Below are 14,925 nucleotides of genomic sequence, written 5' to 3'. Positions count from 1 at the left end.
GGGTGGGGGAAGGTGGGGCAGGGTGGGAACGTGCACACCGTAGTGGATGCGGTCCCGGTACTGGCAAGGGGAAAGTTGTTGGAACTTGTTTGAATAGAGGTCACATTTCGGATCCGTTGTGCACATCCTTCACGGCATCCGGGATTCGGTGTGCGGTTCTGTCCTGTGAACGCTCCCAGTCGTCGCGGGCGTCACCCGGGGCGGGCCCCAGCATCTACACTTGGTCCCGCTATGCCCTACCTCGACCACGCGGCGACCACACCGATGCTCCCGGAAGCGGTCAGTGCCATGACCGCCCACCTCGGCAGCACCGGCAACGCCTCCTCCCTGCACGCCGCCGGCCGCCGCGCCCGCCGCGTCGTCGAGGAGTCCCGCGAGACCATCGCCCAGGCCCTCGGAGCCCGTCCCAGCGAGGTGGTCCTCACCGGCGGCGGCACCGAGTCCGACAACCTCGCGGTGAAGGGCCTCTACTGGGCCCGCCGCGACGCCGACCCGGCCCGGGTCCGCATCCTCTGCAGTCCGGTCGAGCACCACGCGGTGCTGGACGCGGTGGAGTGGCTGGAGCGGCACGAAGGCGCACGGGTCGACTGGCTGCCGGTGGACGCGCTGGGCCGGGTCCACCCCGAGGTGCTGCGCGAGGCCGTCGAGCGCAACCCCGCCGATGTCGCGGTGATCACCGTGATGTGGGCCAACAACGAGGTCGGCACGATCCAGCCGATCGTCGAACTCGGGGCCATCGCCCGTGAGTTCGACATCCCCATGCACGCCGACGCGGTCCAGGCCTTCGGCCAGGTGCCGCTGGACTTCGCAGCCTCGGGCCTGGACGCGCTCACCGTCACCGGCCACAAGATCGGCGGCCCCTACGGGGTCGGCGCCCTGCTGCTGGCCCGCTCGGCCACCCCGGTCCCGCTGCTGCACGGCGGCGGCCAGGAGCGGGACGTCCGCTCCGGCACCCTGGACGTCCCGGCCGCGGCCGGCTTCGCGGCGGCGGCGGCCATCGCCGCCGAGCGGCAGCCGCAGCACGCGCGGGAGCTGGCCCTGCTCCGCGACGAGTTGGTACTGGCCGTGCAGAAGGCCGTCCCCGACGCCGTCCTCAACGGCGACCCCGGCGACCCCGGAAACGCGGACGGCTCCGGGTCGCAGGCGGGCGGCCGGCTCTCGGCCAGCGCGCACTTCTCCTTCCCCGGCTGCGAGGGCGACGCCCTGCTGATGCTGCTGGACGCCCGCGGCATCGAGTGCTCCACCGGCTCGGCCTGCTCGGCCGGCGTCCCCCAGCCCAGCCATGTGCTGCTGGCGATGGGCGTCGAGCCGGCCCTGGCCCGCGCCTCACTGCGGTTCTCGCTGGGCTCCACCTCCACCAGGGCGGACGTCACCGCCCTCGCCGAGGCCATCGGCCCGGTGGTGGAACGGGCCCGGATGGCCGGTGCGGCAGCACGCCGACCCTGATCGCGTCCCAGCCGTGTACGCACCCCGCAGGGTCGCGGGGAACTGCGCCGGGCCCCGCACCCGGTGCCGCGACAAACCGCTGGAGCGGCCACGTACCCTGGTTCCATCATGAGTGACTTCCCAGGCGCCCCCGACGGCTCCCCCTCCGCCCCCGGCAAGCTCCGCGTCCTGGCCGCGATGTCCGGCGGCGTGGACTCCGCCGTCGCCGCCGCGCGGGCGGCCGAGGCCGGGCACGAGGTGACCGGGGTGCACCTGGCGCTCTCCAGCAACCCGCAGTCCTTCCGCACCGGCGCCCGCGGCTGCTGCACCCTGGAGGACTCCAGGGACGCCCGCCGGGCCGCCGATGTGATCGGCATCCCCTTCTATGTGTGGGATCTGGCCGAGAGGTTCCGCGAGGACGTGATCGACGACTTCGTGGCCGAGTACGCGGCCGGCCGCACCCCCAACCCCTGCCTGCGCTGCAACGAGAAGATCAAGTTCGCGGCGCTGCTGGACAAGGCCGTCGCCCTGGGCTTCGACGCCGTGGTCACCGGCCACTACGCGCAGATCGTCACCGGCGCGGACGGCGTGCGCGAACTGCACCGTGCCGTCGACCCCGCCAAGGACCAGTCGTACGTCCTCGGTGTGCTGGACGCCGATCAGTTGGCGCACGCGATGTTCCCGCTCGGGGACACCCCCAAGGAACTGGTCCGGGCCGAGGCCGGGCGCCGCGGTCTGGCGGTGGCCAAGAAGCCCGACAGCCACGACATCTGCTTCATCGCCGACGGCGACACCCAGGGGTTCCTGGAGCAGCGGCTGGGCACCGCCCCCGGTGAGATCGTCGACGTCGACGGCACCCGGCTGGGCGAGCACAGCGGCGCGTACGGCTTCACCATCGGGCAGCGCAAGGGCCTGCGGATCGGGCACCCGGCGGCCGACGGGAAGCCCCGCTACGTCCTGGACATCTCCCCGGTCGACAACCGGGTCACGGTGGGACCGGTCGAGGCGCTGGACGTCGCGGCGCTCACCGGCATCAAGCCGCGCTGGTGCGGCACCACGCCCTTCGCGCCGGGGGCGTACACCGTCCAACTGCGGGCCCACGGCGAGCCGGTGGCCGCGACAGCCGCACTGAGCGAGGACGGCGCCGAGCTCCGGGTCGCGCTGGCCGAGCCGCAGCGCGGGATCGCCCCGGGCCAGGCCGCGGTGCTCTACGACGGCACCCGGGTGGTCGGTTCGGCGACGATCGCCACCACCGAGCGCGCCGTGCTCTCCGGCTGAGCCGGACCCGCCGCAGTCCGCTGAACGCGCAGTACGTCCGACCGAGCTGGGGGATCTCTCCATGAACATCACTGTCTTCTGTTCCGCCTACGCCCTGGACGAGCGCTACACCAAGCCCGTCCGGGAGTTCGCCCGACTGCTGGGCCGGCACGGGCACACCCTGGTCTGGGGCGGCTCCGACGCCGGACTGATGGGCGTGCTCGCCGACGAGGTGAAGGCGGCCGGCGGGAGGCTCGTCGGGATATCGGTGGACCTGCTCCAGCACAAGAACTACCAGGGCGCCGACGAGATGGTCATCACCGCGGACCTCGCCGAACGCAAGGCCGCGCTGCTGGCGCGGGCCGACGCGATCGTGGTCCTGGTCGGCGGGCTGGGCACGCTGGACGAGGTCACCGAGGTGGTGGAGCTCAAGAAGCACGGCCTGCACATCAAGCCGGTGGTGCTGCTCGACACCGAGGGCTTCTACGAGGGCATGCGGATCCAGCTGGCCCGGATGGAGGCCGAAGGCTTCCTGCCGAGGCCGCTGGACGAGCTGGTCCGCTTCGCCGCGGACGGCGCCGAGGCGCTGGCGCTGCTGGAGCAGGCGACGCCGTAGTTCCTTCTTCGGCTGCGGCATGTGCCGGGCTGGTCGCGCAGTTCCCCGCGCCCCTGAGCAAGTGCAACTGGCCCAGTCGCAGACCCCCAGGGGCGCGGGGAACTGCGCGACCAGCCAACTACGGTCCGCAGCCAAGGGTCCCCGCTAAGGCTCCTCCTGCCCCGGGTACGGCGCGTCCGGCTGGGCCCGCGGCAGGCGGGGCAGCGGGCCGGTGTCGTCGGGGTGGCGGTGGAACCGCGGACCCGGCAGGTGGGGGTGGGCCGCCGCCGCGGGAGCCGGGGCCTCCTCCTCGACCGCCGCCGCGGCGGGTGTACGGCGGAGCAGCAGGCCGAGGCCCTCGCGGGTGGCGACCACGACCACGCGGTCCTCGTCCTGCAGCGGCCGCTCCGGCGCCGGGTTCCAGCGCAGCTCCCGGCCGGGCCGGTGCAGGCCGACCACCCGCCAGCCGCCGGGCCGGAACGCCTCGGCCACGGTCCGTCCGGACAGCGCCTCGCGCCCCCGCACGCCGACCACGGCGACCAGCAGCATCTGCCGCTCCACCGGGATCGAGGCCAGCACCTGACGGCCCATCATGGCGGCGGCGAAGGCCGGCGCGGCCAGGTAGGAGACGCTCCGGCTCCTGGTCCGGGCCTGCGGATAGGAGGCCCGGAGGGTGCGGTAGACGGTGCCGGCGAAGGCGTCGTCGAACAGCCGCAGCACCACCCGGAGATCGGGCCGCTGTTCGCGGGCGTACAGCACCGCCTCCAGGTTGACGCTGTCGTTGCTGGTCAGTGCCATCAGGGTCTGGCTGCGGCTGACCCTGGCGTCGTGGTAGATCTCCGGATCGGAGATGTCGCCGATCACCACCGGCACCCCGAGCTTCCTGGCCCTGGCCACCCCGGCGGCCTCCGGGTTGCGCTCCACGGCCACCACCGGCACCCGCATGGCCGCGAGCCGCTCCACCACCCGGCTGCCGACCTTGCCCAGACCGATGACCACGATGTGGTCGGCCGTGCTGCGCTTGGGCCGGTCCAGTCCGCTGACGTTGCGCAGCGCGCCCAGGTTCTCCAGGATCACGGCCAGCACCAGCGGCATGATCAGCATTCCGGTGAACATGGAGAGCAGCTGCAGCACCTTGCGGACGCCCGACTCGTTGTCGGCCGGGTTGCCCGCGGCGGCCACGTCCATCAGCACGTCGTAGAGCGAGAGGCCGATCGACCGCGGCGTGGTCAGCCAGGTCACCAGGGTCAGCACGGCCACGAAGGCGCCGAGCCCCAGCGCGGCCCGGCGCAGCCGCCGCGAGATCAGCGCCCCCAGCGGGAACCGCGGCAGTCCGCGCCGCCCCGGCTCGGCCGGCGGGTTGGGGTCGTGCCGCAGCCGCACCACGGCGCGGACGGTGGCCTCGGTGGCGCCGGCCGACTGCTCGGGGGAGGGCAGCAGGACGTGCAGCGGGGAGTCGCCGGTGCCGACCGTCTCGTCGGTTCGCGGAGCGAGCAGTGCCAGCGGGACGGTGTTGTCGTCGGCCTCGGTCGGACCCTGCTCGACCACCGAGAAGGTTCCGCCGTCGATCGGGATGACCTGGTTGCGGTCGGTGACCGCGGCGGAGAGCAGGGCGGGGGTGGCCGTCTCCGAGGCCGACAGCACCGCCGTCGAGCCGCCGGTGTGGTCGGCGGCCCGGTCCAGCAGGTGCTCCAGTCGCTGGCCCAGCGCATTGCTGAAGATCCGGATCACCAGCCGCAGCCGCGGGTTGAGGCCCCGGGCCAGCAGCGCCGCCTCGGTGACGGCCGGATCGTCCTCCATGGTCAGGGCGAGGGCGGTGGCCTCGGTGATCCCGGCGGCGCGCAGCGTGGTCTCGTCCGGGCCGCGCCCGCCGATCACGGTGACCGAGCCGTCCTCGGTGGCCAGCGCGGCCAGTTGCGGGCCGTGGCCGGTCTCCAGGTCGGGGATGACCAGGGTGACCCGCTCGCGGTAGAGGTGGATCAGGTCCAGCGCCACGCGGTGCGTCAGCGCGTCACCGCCGCAGACGATCATGTGTCCTGGGGTGGGTTCGGCCGTCACTGCCGTCTGGTCACTCACGTACCGCCACGCCCCCCTGTTGATCCTCTGCCCTCATCATGACGTGTCCCCGTCTCGGAATGTGGTGATTCCCGACTGCCGCACATCTAGCTTGTTAGTTTGCTAGCATCGAGCCATGGGTGACGAGGACGTGAAGCAGTTCAACGTGTACCTGCCGCTGGGGCTGATCAAGCAGGTCAAGATCCGTGCCATCGAGTCGGAGCTGTCACTGTCGGCGCTGGTCGCCGAAGCGCTGCGGGCCTACCTCGACGACGCCCACGGAAAACGAGAGCAAGCGTTCCGGAAGGAAACCTGACATGACCACAGAAGGCATCGAGGCCGTGTTCCTGACGACCCACAACTGGGGCAGGGCGGCCAAGTTCTTCCAGGGCCTGGGGTTCGAACTGGACTTCGCGACGGACCACAACTCCGGGCAGCTGCGCAACGGCGACGGGCCGTACCTCTTCATCGCCGAGGTCCCCGAGAGCCAGGAGACCGGGATGCAGCTGGTCCTGAAGGTGCCGGACGCGGACGCCTTCCGCGCCGACCCCTCGGTCGAGGTGGTCGCCCCGTTCGCGGACACCCACTACGGCACCAGGGAGATGACCGTCCGCGACCCGGACGGCAGGCTCTGGAGCCTGCAGGCCCCGGCCGACGGCAGCGGCGCAGTGGAGAACGCCTCATGACCGCGAATCAGCACGTCGGCCCGGAGGACACCGCGGCCAGGGTCGCGCTCTGGCGGGCCGTGCACGTCCAGGCCGACCCGCCGCCCCATGTGCTGGCGGACGAGATCGGCCTGCGCCTGGTGGACCCCGGCGACGGTTGGCGCGACCGGGGGGACATGCACCCCCAGGGCACCAGCCGGTACCGGGCGAGCGTCGTGGCCCGGGCCCGCTTCGTCGAGGACCTGGTGGTGGAGCAGGCCTCCCGGGGTGTCGACCAGTACGTCGTCCTCGGGGCGGGGCTGGACACCTTCGCCCAGCGCCGACCCGAGGTCGCCTCCCGCCTCCGGGTGTTCGAGGTGGACCAGCCGGGACCCCAGGCCTGGAAGCGGCAGCGGCTGGTCGAGCTCGGCTTCGGCATCCCCGACTGGCTGCGGCTGGTGCCGGTCGACTTCGAGGTGGAGGGGGCGTGGTGGGACGGGCTGACCGCGGCCGGCCTGGACCCGGACCGGCCTGCCGTGGTGGCCTCGACCGGCGTCAGCATGTACCTCACCGAGGAGGCGAACACGGACACGCTGCGCCGGCTCGCGGCGCTGGCCCCGGGCTCGACCCTGGCCATGACGTTCCAGCCGCCGCTGGACCTCCTCGAAGAGGGGGACCGCGCGGGGCGCCTGGCGGTGGAGAAGGCGGCGCGGGCCTCGGGGACACCCTTCCTCAGCTTCTTCGCCCCGTCGGAGATGGTCGCGCTGGCCCGTGACGCGGGGTTCAAGGACGCCCGGCACGTGTCGGCGGCCATGCTCAACGAGCGGTACTTCGCCGACCGGGCGGACGGCCTGCGGACCTCGAACGGGGAGGAGTTCGTGGTCGCGACCACCTGATCCCCGGCGCTCGGCCGCCGTCGCGACCAGGCGTGATACCAATGAAGCCATGGCTATCCATCTGATCACCGGCGCGGGTTCGGGCATCGGCGCGGCTGTCGCCGCCAGGCTGGCGGAGCGGGGCGACGAGCTGTGGCTGCTGGCCCGCGACGCCAACCGCGCGGCGGTGCTGCGCAAGCAGTTCCCCGGCAGCCGCACCCTGATCGGCGACCTCGCCACCCCGGACCGGCTGTCCTGGGCGCTGGGCCAGCAGGAGCAGCCGGTACGGCTGGACTCGCTGCTGCACATCGCGGGCGTGGTGGACTTGGGCGCCATCGGCGACCTGGGCACCAAGGTCTGGAACCACACCCTCGCCGTCAACCTGGTCGCCCCGGCGGAGCTGACCCGGCTGTTCCTGCCCACCCTGCGGGTCTCCCGGGGCCACGTGGTGTTCGTCAACTCCGGCGCCGGGCTGCAGGCCCATGCCGAGTGGGGGGTGTATGCCGCCTCCAAGTTCGGGCTCAGGGCCGTCGCCGACTCGCTGCGCGCGGAGGAGCACGGCAACGGCGTCCGGGTCACCACCGTCTACCCGGGCCGGACGGCGACGGCCATGCAGGAGAAGGTGCACGCCCAGGAGGGCAAGTCCTACGACGCCTCCGCCTGGATCGCCCCCGAGTCGATCGCGACCGCCGTGCTCACCGCCGTCGACCTGCCGCGGGACGCGGAGATCACCGATCTGACGGTGCGCCCGGGGCGGTAGCGGGGACGATCCGCGCGGACTCCCGTACGCTGCCGGAGTGAGCTCTGAGAGTACGTTTCCGCAGTTGACCGGTCCGGCCGCGACCGGGGTGGGGTCGATGCCGGGGACGGACGCGCGGGAGGCCGCGAGGACCGTCACCGGCTCGCTGGAGGCCCTGCCGCACCTGCCCGAACTGCCGGCCCGCGGTCCCGGCGCCGACATGGTCGGCCGCAGTCTGGGACTGCTGGTCGAACTGTTCGCCCGGGTCGAGCCCAGCGGCTGGCGCTTCGGCGACCACCCCGGCCGGGACACCCGCCGGGCCCGCTCCTGGCTCGGCGAGGACCTGGATGCGCTGGAGGAGTACACCCAGGGCCGGACCGGGCCGCTCAAGCTCCAGGCCGTCGGCCCCTGGACGCTGGCCGCGAGCGTGGAACTGCACCGCGGCGAGAAGGCGCTGGCCGACCCGGGCGCGGTGCGGGACATCGCCGGCTCGCTGGCGGAGGGCCTGCGGCTGCACCTGGAGGACGTCCGCAAGCGGGTGCCCGGCGCGGGGCTGGTGCTCCAGCTGGACGAGCCGTCGCTGCCGGCCGTGCTGGCCGGGCAGGTGCCGACCGCCAGCGGCTGGCAGCGGCTGCGCGCGGTGGACCGGCAGATCGCCGAGGAGACGCTGCGCGCGCTGGTCCGCGCGGTGGAGGTGCCGGTGGTCGTGCACTGCTGCGCCCCGGCAGTGCCGCTGGCGCTGCTGCGTCGGGCCGGGGCCGCCGGGGTCTCGCTGGACGCGGGCCTGCTGACGGAGCGTGACGACGACGCGATCGGTGAGGCGGTCGAGGGAGGGACGCTGCTCTTCGCCGGTGTGGTGCCTTCGGTGGAGCCTGGATTGTCAGACCCGGCCGGTAGTGTCAGCGGTGTCAGGACGTTGTGGCGCAGGCTCGGGCTCGACCCGGCGCTGCTGGCACAACGCGTCGTGGTGACCCCCAGCTGCGGTCTGGCGGGGGCCTCCCCGGCGTATGCGCGGCGCGCGCTGTCACACAGCGTGATCGCCGCCCAGAGCCTGGCCGACAATCCGGAGTAAGTACGCCACGAGGGGGGTCGTCGATGGAGGAGCAGAGGGTGTCGGCAGAAGAGGCAGCGGTGGAGGCCACGGCCGAGGAGCGGTCCCGGCACGCGGAGCTGTCGCAGGAGATCGAGGAGCACCGCTTCCGCTACTACCTCCAGGACGCCCCCACCGTCAGCGACGCCGAGTTCGACGCGCTGATGCGGGAGTTGGAGGCGCTGGAGGAGCGCCGCCCCGAACTGCGCACCCCTGATTCGCCGACCCAGAAGGTCGGTGGCGCCTACTCCAACGACTTCGCCTCGGTGGAGCACCTGGAGCGGCTGCTCAGCCTGGACAACGCCTTCACCGACGAGGAGTTGGACTCCTGGGCCGACCGGGTCGAGAAGGAGCTGACCGGTCAGAGCTACCACTTCCTCTGTGAGCTGAAGATCGACGGCCTGGCCGTCAACCTCACCTACGAGAACGGCCGACTGGTCCGGGCCGCGACCCGGGGCGACGGGCGCACCGGCGAGGACATCACCGCCAATGTCCGCACCATCGCCGAGATCCCGCACCAGCTGCGGGACGACGGCGGCCACGCCGTGCCCGAACTGGTGGAGATCCGGGGCGAGATCTACTTCCCGATCGAGGCGTTCGCCGAGCTCAACGCCACCCGCGTGGCAGCCGGGGAGGCTCCGTACGCCAATCCGCGCAACTCGGCCTCGGGTTCGCTGCGGCAGAAGGACCCGCGGATCACCGCATCCCGGCCGCTGCACATGATCGTGCACGGCATCGGCGCCCGCCGGGGCTTCGACATCGACTGCCAGTCCCACGCCTACGACCTGCTCCGCGCCTGGGGACTGCCGACGGCCAGGCACAACGCGGTGGTCGGCACGCTCGCGGAGGTCAAGGAGTTCATCGTCCGCTACGGCGAGCAGCGGCACTCGGTCGAGCACGAGATCGACGGCGTAGTGGTCAAGGTGGACGAGATCCCGCTGCAGGGCCGTCTCGGCGCGACCTCGCGCGCCCCGCGCTGGGCCATCGCCTGGAAGTACCCGCCGGAGGAGGTCAATACCAAGCTGCTGGACATCCGGGTCAACGTCGGCCGGACCGGCCGCTGCACCCCCTATGCCGTGATGGAGCCGGTCCAGGTGGCCGGCTCGGTGGTCGAGTACGCGACCCTGCACAACCAGGACGTGGTCAAGGCCAAGGGCGTGCTGATCGGCGACACCGTGGTGCTGCGCAAGGCCGGGGAGATCATCCCCGAGGTGCTCGGACCGGTGGTGGACCTGCGGGACGGCAGCGAACGCGAGTTCGTCATGCCGACCAACTGCCCGGACTGCGGCAGCGAGCTGCGGCCGATGGCGGAGGGCGACATCGACCTGCGCTGCCCCAACGCCCGCACCTGCCCTGCCCAACTGCGCGAGCGGGTCTTCTACCTGGCCGGGCGCAAGTGCCTGGACGTCGAGGCGCTGGGCTATGTCGCGGCGACCGCGCTCACCCAGCCGCTGGAGCCGTCCGATCCGCCACTGCTGAACGAGGGTGACCTGTTCGATCTGACGATCGAGCAGTTGCTGCCCATCAAGGTCGTCGTCCGCGACCAGGACACCGGTCTGCCCAAGCGGGATCCCAAGACGGGCGAAGAGAAGGTTGTCACCTTTTTCGCCAACCTGAAGGGTGAGCCCAAGAAGACCGCGACCGCTCTGCTGGAGAACCTGGAGGCGGCCAAGCAGCGCCCGCTGGCCCGCATCCTGGCCGGCCTTTCGATCCGTCATGTCGGCCCGGTCGCCGCCCAGGCCCTGGCCCGTGAGTTCCGCGACCTGGACCGGATCGCCGCTGCCAGCGAGGAGGAACTGGCCGCCACCGAGGGTGTGGGCCCGACCATCGCGGCGGCGATCACCCAGTGGTTCGCCGAGGACTGGCACCGGGAGATCATCGAGAAGTGGCGGGCCGCCGGCGTCCGGTTCGTGGAGGAGGGTGGCGGGGAGGACGAGGGGCCGCGTCCGCTGGAGGGGCTGACCGTGGTGGTCACCGGGACGCTCGCCTCGCACACCCGCGATGGCGCGAAGGACGCGCTGCAGCAGTTGGGGGCGAAGGTCACCGGCTCCGTCTCCAAGAAGACCGACTTCGTCGTCGTCGGCGACAACCCCGGCTCCAAGTACGACAAGGCGATGCAGCTGAAGCTGGCCGTCCTGGACGACGACGGCTTCGCCGTGCTCCTCGCGGAAGGGCCGGAGGCAGCACGCGGACATGCACTCCCGGTAGCAGTTGAGGCACCCTCAGGGACGGACTAATGCCTCGTCAAGTTACTTAACGCAAAGGCATTTCGGTCAGCGGGTGCATATCGTAGAGCCGACCGGCTGGTAACGACACCAGTCGGTCACGGCCTGTCCAATTCCCTGCCCCTCCAGGAGCCCCCGCTTTACCCTTGAACACAACCCGCTCCCTCAGCGGGCGAACGGGGAATCCAGAGGAACATCTATGGAGCGCACGTCGAGGCTCGGCCGCGCCGGGCTTCTGGTAAGGCTTGCGGTTTTTGTGGGGACACTGGCGGTGGGTGCGGCGCCGCTACTGCCACTGGCACTGATCACCTCTCACCACGCACCACAGCTGCTCCCGCTCTTCGCGGTCCCGCTGGCCGTGCTCTTCGTGGCCTGGCGGATCGCCAGCGAACGCGCGCACGACCAGGCCACCGACCCGCTCACCGGCCTCGCCAACCGCGACGCGCTGCTGCGCGCCGCCCGCGAGACCATCGCCCGCTCGAACAGCGAACGTCACCTCGCCCTGGTGCTGCTCGACCTGGACCGGTTCCGCTCGCTCAACGACACCCTGGGCCACGCCGCCGGCGACCGGCTGCTGGCCCAGGTCGGCACCCGGCTGCGCCGCTCGGTCCCCGGGGACGGCCTGGTCGCCAGGCTCAGCGGGGACGAGTTCGCGGTACTGCTGCCGGACGCCGGCGACGACCCGCTGCGCGCCGCCCGGGAGCTGGTCGCGGCCCTGGCCGTGCCGGTGCACCTGGACGGGCTCCAGCTGGTGCTGGAGTCCAGCGCGGGGGTGGCCGTCGTGCCCGACGACGCCACCGACGCCGAATCCCTGCTGGCCCGCGCCGATGTGGCGATGGCCCACGCCCAGCGCAGCCGCAGCGGGGTCGAGCGCTACCACCCCGAGCAGGACGCCGACACGCCGCAGCGGCTCGGCCTGCTGGGCGATCTGCGCCGCGCGCTGGACACCCGCGACGTGCACATCCACTACCAGCCCAAGGTCGCCTTCGACGGACATGTGGTCGGCCTGGAGGCCCTGGTCCGCTGGGACCGGGCCGGACACGGACCGGTCAGCCCGGACGAGTTCGTCGGCCTGGCCGAGTCCAGCGGGCTGATGCCCAAGCTCACCGACTACGTGCTGGAGGCGGCCGTCACCCAACTGGCCGCCTGGCGCGCCGAGGGGATGACCGTCCAGGTCGCCGTCAACGTGTCGCCCCGCGACGTACTGCGGCCCGGCTTCGCCCAGTCCATCGCGGACCGGCTGGCCCGGCACGGGGTTCCGGCCGCGGCACTGCAGTTGGAGATCACCGAGCGGCTGCTGCTGGAGGACGGGCAGCTGGCCGCGGACACCCTGGAGGAACTGCGCGGCCACGGGGTCGGCATGTCCCTGGACGACTTCGGCACCGGGTACTCCTCGCTGGTGCGGCTGCGGAAGCTGCCGGTGGGCGAGCTCAAGATCGACCGCTCCTTCGTCAGCAGGATGGTGGCGGACCACCATGACGCGGCGGTGGTCCGCTGCTCGGTGCAGCTCGCGCACTCGCTGGGGCTGACCGTGGTCGCCGAGGGCGTCGAGGACGACGAGACCTGGGAACGGCTGCACGCCATGGGCTGCGACGCGGTCCAGGGGTGGCTGGTCTCCGCCGCCCTGCCTGCCGACCAGGCCACGGCATGGCTCCGCATCCGCAACGCGGCTTCGCCGCAGCCTGTGGAGCCGACGTCTTGAGGGGCGCGGGGCTCTGCTTGATCAACTACGTGCGCTGCCGACCGTGCACCTCCGTAGCGGGCTGATCGCGCAGTTCCCCGCGCCCCCGGGTAGTGCACATTCGACGGTGCGTGCCTGCCCTGCGGCTCCGTAGGATGGAGGCCTCCCCGGTGTCAATAGACTGGGGCCCGGAAAAACTGATCCCACCCCGAAGGGGACTGCTGCATGCCTGGCATTACGCGCGAGGAGGTCGCCCACCTCGCCCGGCTGTCGCGGCTGGAGCTCAAGGCCGAAGAGCTGGACCACTTCGCCGAGCAGCTCAACGACATCGTCGACGCGGTCGCCCGCGTCAGCGAGATCGCCGCCGAAGACGTACCGCCGACCTCGCACCCGCTGCCGCTGACGAACGTCATGCGCCCGGATGTGGTCCGCCCGTCCCTCACGCCCGCCGAGGCCCTCGCCGGTGCGCCCGCCGCGGAGGAGCAGCGCTTCCGCGTGCCGCAGATCCTCGGGGAGGACTGACCAACCCATGACCGACCTGATTCGCAACACCGCAGCCGAGACCGCCGCGGCCATCGCCGCCGGCGAGGTCTCCGCCGTCGAGGTGGCCCAGGCGCACCTGGACCGCATCGGCGCCGTCGACGAGAAGGTGCACGCCTTCCTGCACGTCGACACCGACGGCGCGCTCAGCGCCGCCCGCGCCGTGGACGCCAAGCGCGCCGCGGGCGAGGAGCTGGGCCCGCTGGCCGGCGTCCCGCTCGCGCTCAAGGACGTGTTCACCACCAAGGGCGTCCCCACCACCGCCGGGTCCAGGATCCTCGAGGGCTGGGTGCCGCCGTACGACGCGACGCTGACCCGCCGCCTCAAGGACGCCGGTGTGGTGATCCTCGGCAAGACCAACATGGACGAGTTCGCCATGGGGTCCTCCACCGAGAACAGCGCCTTCGGCCCGACCGGCAACCCCTGGGACCTCTCCCGGATCCCCGGCGGCTCCGGCGGCGGTTCCGCCGCCGCGCTGGCCGCCTACGAGGCCCCGCTGGCCATCGGCACCGACACCGGCGGCTCGATCCGCCAGCCCGGCGCCGTCACCGGCACCGTCGGCGTCAAGCCGACCTACGGCACGGTCTCCCGCTACGGCCTGATCGCCTTCTCGTCCTCGCTGGACCAGGGCGGTCCCTGCGCCCGCACCGTGCTTGACGCGGCCCTGCTGCACGAGGCCATCGCCGGGCACGACCCGCTGGACTCCACCTCGATCGACGCCCCGGTGCTGCCGCTGGTCGCGGCCGCCCGCCAGGGCGCCACCGGCGACCTCACCGGCGTCCGGGTCGGCGTGGTCAAGGAGTTCGCCGGCGAGGGCTACCAGGCCGGCGTGATGCAGCGCTTCAACGAGTCGGTGGAGATCCTGCGCGGCCTCGGCGCCACCGTGGTCGAGGTCTCCTGCCCGTCCTTCAGCTACGCGCTGCCCGCGTACTACCTGATCGCGCCGTCCGAGGCCAGCTCCAACCTGGCCCGCTTCGACGCCATGCGGTACGGGCTGCGCGTCGGCGACGACGGCACCCGTTCGGCCGAGGACGTCACCGCGCTGACCCGCGAGGCCGGTTTCGGCCCCGAGGTGAAGCGCCGGATCATCCTGGGCACCTACGCGCTGTCCTCCGGCTACTACGACGCCTACTACGGCTCGGCCCAGAAGGTGCGGACCCTGATCACCCAGGACTTCGCCCGCTCCTTCGCCGACGTGGACGTCCTGGTCTCGCCGACCACGCCGACCACCGCCTTCCCGATCGGCGAGCGCGCCGACGACCCGATGGCGATGTACCTCGCGGACCTCTGCACCATTCCGTCGAACCTGGCCGGCAACTCGGCCATGTCGGTCCCCTGCGGACTCGCCCCGGAGGACAATCTCCCGGTCGGCCTGCAGATCATCGCCCCCGCCATGGCCGACGACCGGCTGTACCGGGTTGGTGCGGCGGTCGAGGCGGCACTCGACAACCAGTGGGGACACCCCCTGCTAGAGGAGGCACCGGCGCTGTGAGCAACAAGACCGTCGCGAAGACCGACACCGCCACCACCGTCGGCACCGGCAGCAAGGCCAAGCAGCTCAAAGGCTTCAAGCACACCAAGCCCGGGATCCTGTTCGGCATCGGCGGGAGTCTGTTCGGTGCCGTCGGCGTCGCCAAGGACCTCCGCAAGGCCCGCGAGGAGGGTGACACCCTCAAGCTGGTCAACGCCGCCGTCGCCGCCCTGGCCCTGGTCACCAGCACCGCACTGCTGGTCCGCGAGCTGCGCAGGCTCGGCGACGACGACATCCTGCTCGGCTGAGCATCCATGAACACATGTGA

The 14,925-nt window shown here is 72.1% G+C and carries 13 protein-coding genes and 1 pseudogene; 13 read left to right on the top strand and 1 reads right to left on the bottom strand.

The window, feature by feature from the left end:
- The first annotated feature begins 231 nt into the window (after positions 1 to 231).
- The 3 genes from TR46_RS02080 (at position 232) to TR46_RS02070 (ending at position 3,298) form a co-directional block, all read left to right on the top strand.
- A complete protein-coding gene (locus TR46_RS02080) occupies positions 232 to 1,446 on the top strand; it encodes a cysteine desulfurase family protein (protein WP_042392470.1) in 1,215 nt (404 codons plus the stop codon).
- A gap of 108 nt (positions 1,447 to 1,554) precedes the next feature.
- Entirely contained in the window at positions 1,555 to 2,703 is a 1,149-nt protein-coding gene (gene mnmA / locus TR46_RS02075; protein ID WP_042392467.1) for a tRNA 2-thiouridine(34) synthase MnmA, read from the top strand.
- Positions 2,704 to 2,764: 61 nt separating this feature from the next.
- On the top strand, positions 2,765 to 3,298 hold the full coding sequence (locus TR46_RS02070; RefSeq protein WP_042392465.1) for an LOG family protein: 534 nt from the start codon (positions 2,765 to 2,767) through the stop codon (positions 3,296 to 3,298).
- Positions 3,299 to 3,442: 144 nt separating this feature from the next.
- Here the strand turns inward: TR46_RS02070 and TR46_RS02065 are convergent, their stop codons facing one another.
- Positions 3,443 to 5,353, bottom strand: coding sequence for an NAD-binding protein (locus TR46_RS02065; protein ID WP_152626261.1), 1,911 nt, complete (start codon positions 5,351 to 5,353; stop codon positions 3,443 to 3,445).
- Positions 5,354 to 5,468: 115 nt separating this feature from the next.
- Here TR46_RS02065 and TR46_RS02060 point away from each other — a divergent pair, with 115 nt between their 5' ends.
- The 10 genes and pseudogenes from TR46_RS02060 (at position 5,469) to TR46_RS02015 (ending at position 14,905) form a co-directional block, all read left to right on the top strand.
- Positions 5,469 to 5,648 carry a hypothetical protein gene (locus TR46_RS02060; RefSeq protein ID WP_042392462.1) on the top strand — a complete coding sequence of 60 codons (180 nt, stop codon included), beginning with the start codon at positions 5,469 to 5,471 and terminating at the stop codon, positions 5,646 to 5,648.
- A gap of 1 nt (position 5,649) precedes the next feature.
- Positions 5,650 to 6,018, top strand: coding sequence for a VOC family protein (locus tag TR46_RS02055; RefSeq protein WP_042392459.1), 369 nt, complete (start codon positions 5,650 to 5,652; stop codon positions 6,016 to 6,018).
- On the top strand, positions 6,015 to 6,872 hold the full coding sequence (locus tag TR46_RS02050) for a class I SAM-dependent methyltransferase (protein WP_042392456.1): 858 nt from the start codon (positions 6,015 to 6,017) through the stop codon (positions 6,870 to 6,872). Before TR46_RS02055 ends, TR46_RS02050 begins: the two co-directional genes overlap by 4 nt.
- A 49-nt stretch (positions 6,873 to 6,921) precedes the next feature.
- Positions 6,922 to 7,611 carry an SDR family oxidoreductase gene (locus TR46_RS02045; protein WP_042392454.1) on the top strand — a complete coding sequence of 230 codons (690 nt, stop codon included), beginning with the start codon at positions 6,922 to 6,924 and terminating at the stop codon, positions 7,609 to 7,611.
- A 97-nt stretch (positions 7,612 to 7,708) separates the two neighbouring features.
- Positions 7,709 to 8,662 carry a methionine synthase gene (locus TR46_RS02040; RefSeq protein WP_042392756.1) on the top strand — a complete coding sequence of 318 codons (954 nt, stop codon included), beginning with the start codon at positions 7,709 to 7,711 and terminating at the stop codon, positions 8,660 to 8,662.
- A gap of 23 nt (positions 8,663 to 8,685) precedes the next feature.
- Positions 8,686 to 10,917, top strand: coding sequence for an NAD-dependent DNA ligase LigA (ligA, locus tag TR46_RS02035; protein ID WP_042392452.1), 2,232 nt, complete (start codon positions 8,686 to 8,688; stop codon positions 10,915 to 10,917).
- A 214-nt stretch (positions 10,918 to 11,131) separates the two neighbouring features.
- Positions 11,132 to 12,607 (top strand): annotated as a pseudogene (locus TR46_RS02030) (putative bifunctional diguanylate cyclase/phosphodiesterase); the annotation flags it as partial.
- Positions 12,608 to 12,811: 204 nt separating this feature from the next.
- Complete coding sequence (gene gatC / locus TR46_RS02025) at positions 12,812 to 13,108, top strand: Asp-tRNA(Asn)/Glu-tRNA(Gln) amidotransferase subunit GatC (protein WP_030262330.1); 297 nt, start codon at positions 12,812 to 12,814, stop codon at positions 13,106 to 13,108.
- Positions 13,109 to 13,115: 7 nt separating this feature from the next.
- Positions 13,116 to 14,618 carry an Asp-tRNA(Asn)/Glu-tRNA(Gln) amidotransferase subunit GatA gene (gene gatA, locus TR46_RS02020; RefSeq protein WP_042392447.1) on the top strand — a complete coding sequence of 501 codons (1,503 nt, stop codon included), beginning with the start codon at positions 13,116 to 13,118 and terminating at the stop codon, positions 14,616 to 14,618.
- Positions 14,615 to 14,905, top strand: coding sequence for a hypothetical protein (locus TR46_RS02015; protein WP_236655171.1), 291 nt, complete (start codon positions 14,615 to 14,617; stop codon positions 14,903 to 14,905). The genes gatA and TR46_RS02015 overlap by 4 nt, the downstream gene beginning before the upstream one ends.
- Positions 14,906 to 14,925 lie beyond the last annotated feature (20 nt).

The sequence above is a fragment of the Streptacidiphilus carbonis genome (genome assembly GCF_000787775.1).
Lineage (GTDB): Bacteria > Actinomycetota > Actinomycetes > Streptomycetales > Streptomycetaceae > Streptacidiphilus > Streptacidiphilus carbonis.
Note: the sequence above shows the minus strand (reverse complement) of the source record. Positions and strands in the feature narration are given on the sequence as shown.

Coding starts and splice junctions, on each gene's coding strand:
- TR46_RS02050 (WP_042392456.1), top strand. CDS start 6,015: ATGACCGCGAATCAGCACGTCGGCCCGGAGGACACCGCGGCCAGGGTC.
- TR46_RS02060 (WP_042392462.1), top strand. CDS start 5,469: ATGGGTGACGAGGACGTGAAGCAGTTCAACGTGTACCTGCCGCTGGGG.
- gatC (WP_030262330.1), top strand. CDS start 12,812: ATGCCTGGCATTACGCGCGAGGAGGTCGCCCACCTCGCCCGGCTGTCG.
- TR46_RS02055 (WP_042392459.1), top strand. CDS start 5,650: ATGACCACAGAAGGCATCGAGGCCGTGTTCCTGACGACCCACAACTGG.
- gatA (WP_042392447.1), top strand. CDS start 13,116: ATGACCGACCTGATTCGCAACACCGCAGCCGAGACCGCCGCGGCCATC.
- TR46_RS02040 (WP_042392756.1), top strand. CDS start 7,709: ATGCCGGGGACGGACGCGCGGGAGGCCGCGAGGACCGTCACCGGCTCG.
- TR46_RS02045 (WP_042392454.1), top strand. CDS start 6,922: ATGGCTATCCATCTGATCACCGGCGCGGGTTCGGGCATCGGCGCGGCT.
- mnmA (WP_042392467.1), top strand. CDS start 1,555: ATGAGTGACTTCCCAGGCGCCCCCGACGGCTCCCCCTCCGCCCCCGGC.
- ligA (WP_042392452.1), top strand. CDS start 8,686: ATGGAGGAGCAGAGGGTGTCGGCAGAAGAGGCAGCGGTGGAGGCCACG.
- TR46_RS02080 (WP_042392470.1), top strand. CDS start 232: ATGCCCTACCTCGACCACGCGGCGACCACACCGATGCTCCCGGAAGCG.
- TR46_RS02070 (WP_042392465.1), top strand. CDS start 2,765: ATGAACATCACTGTCTTCTGTTCCGCCTACGCCCTGGACGAGCGCTAC.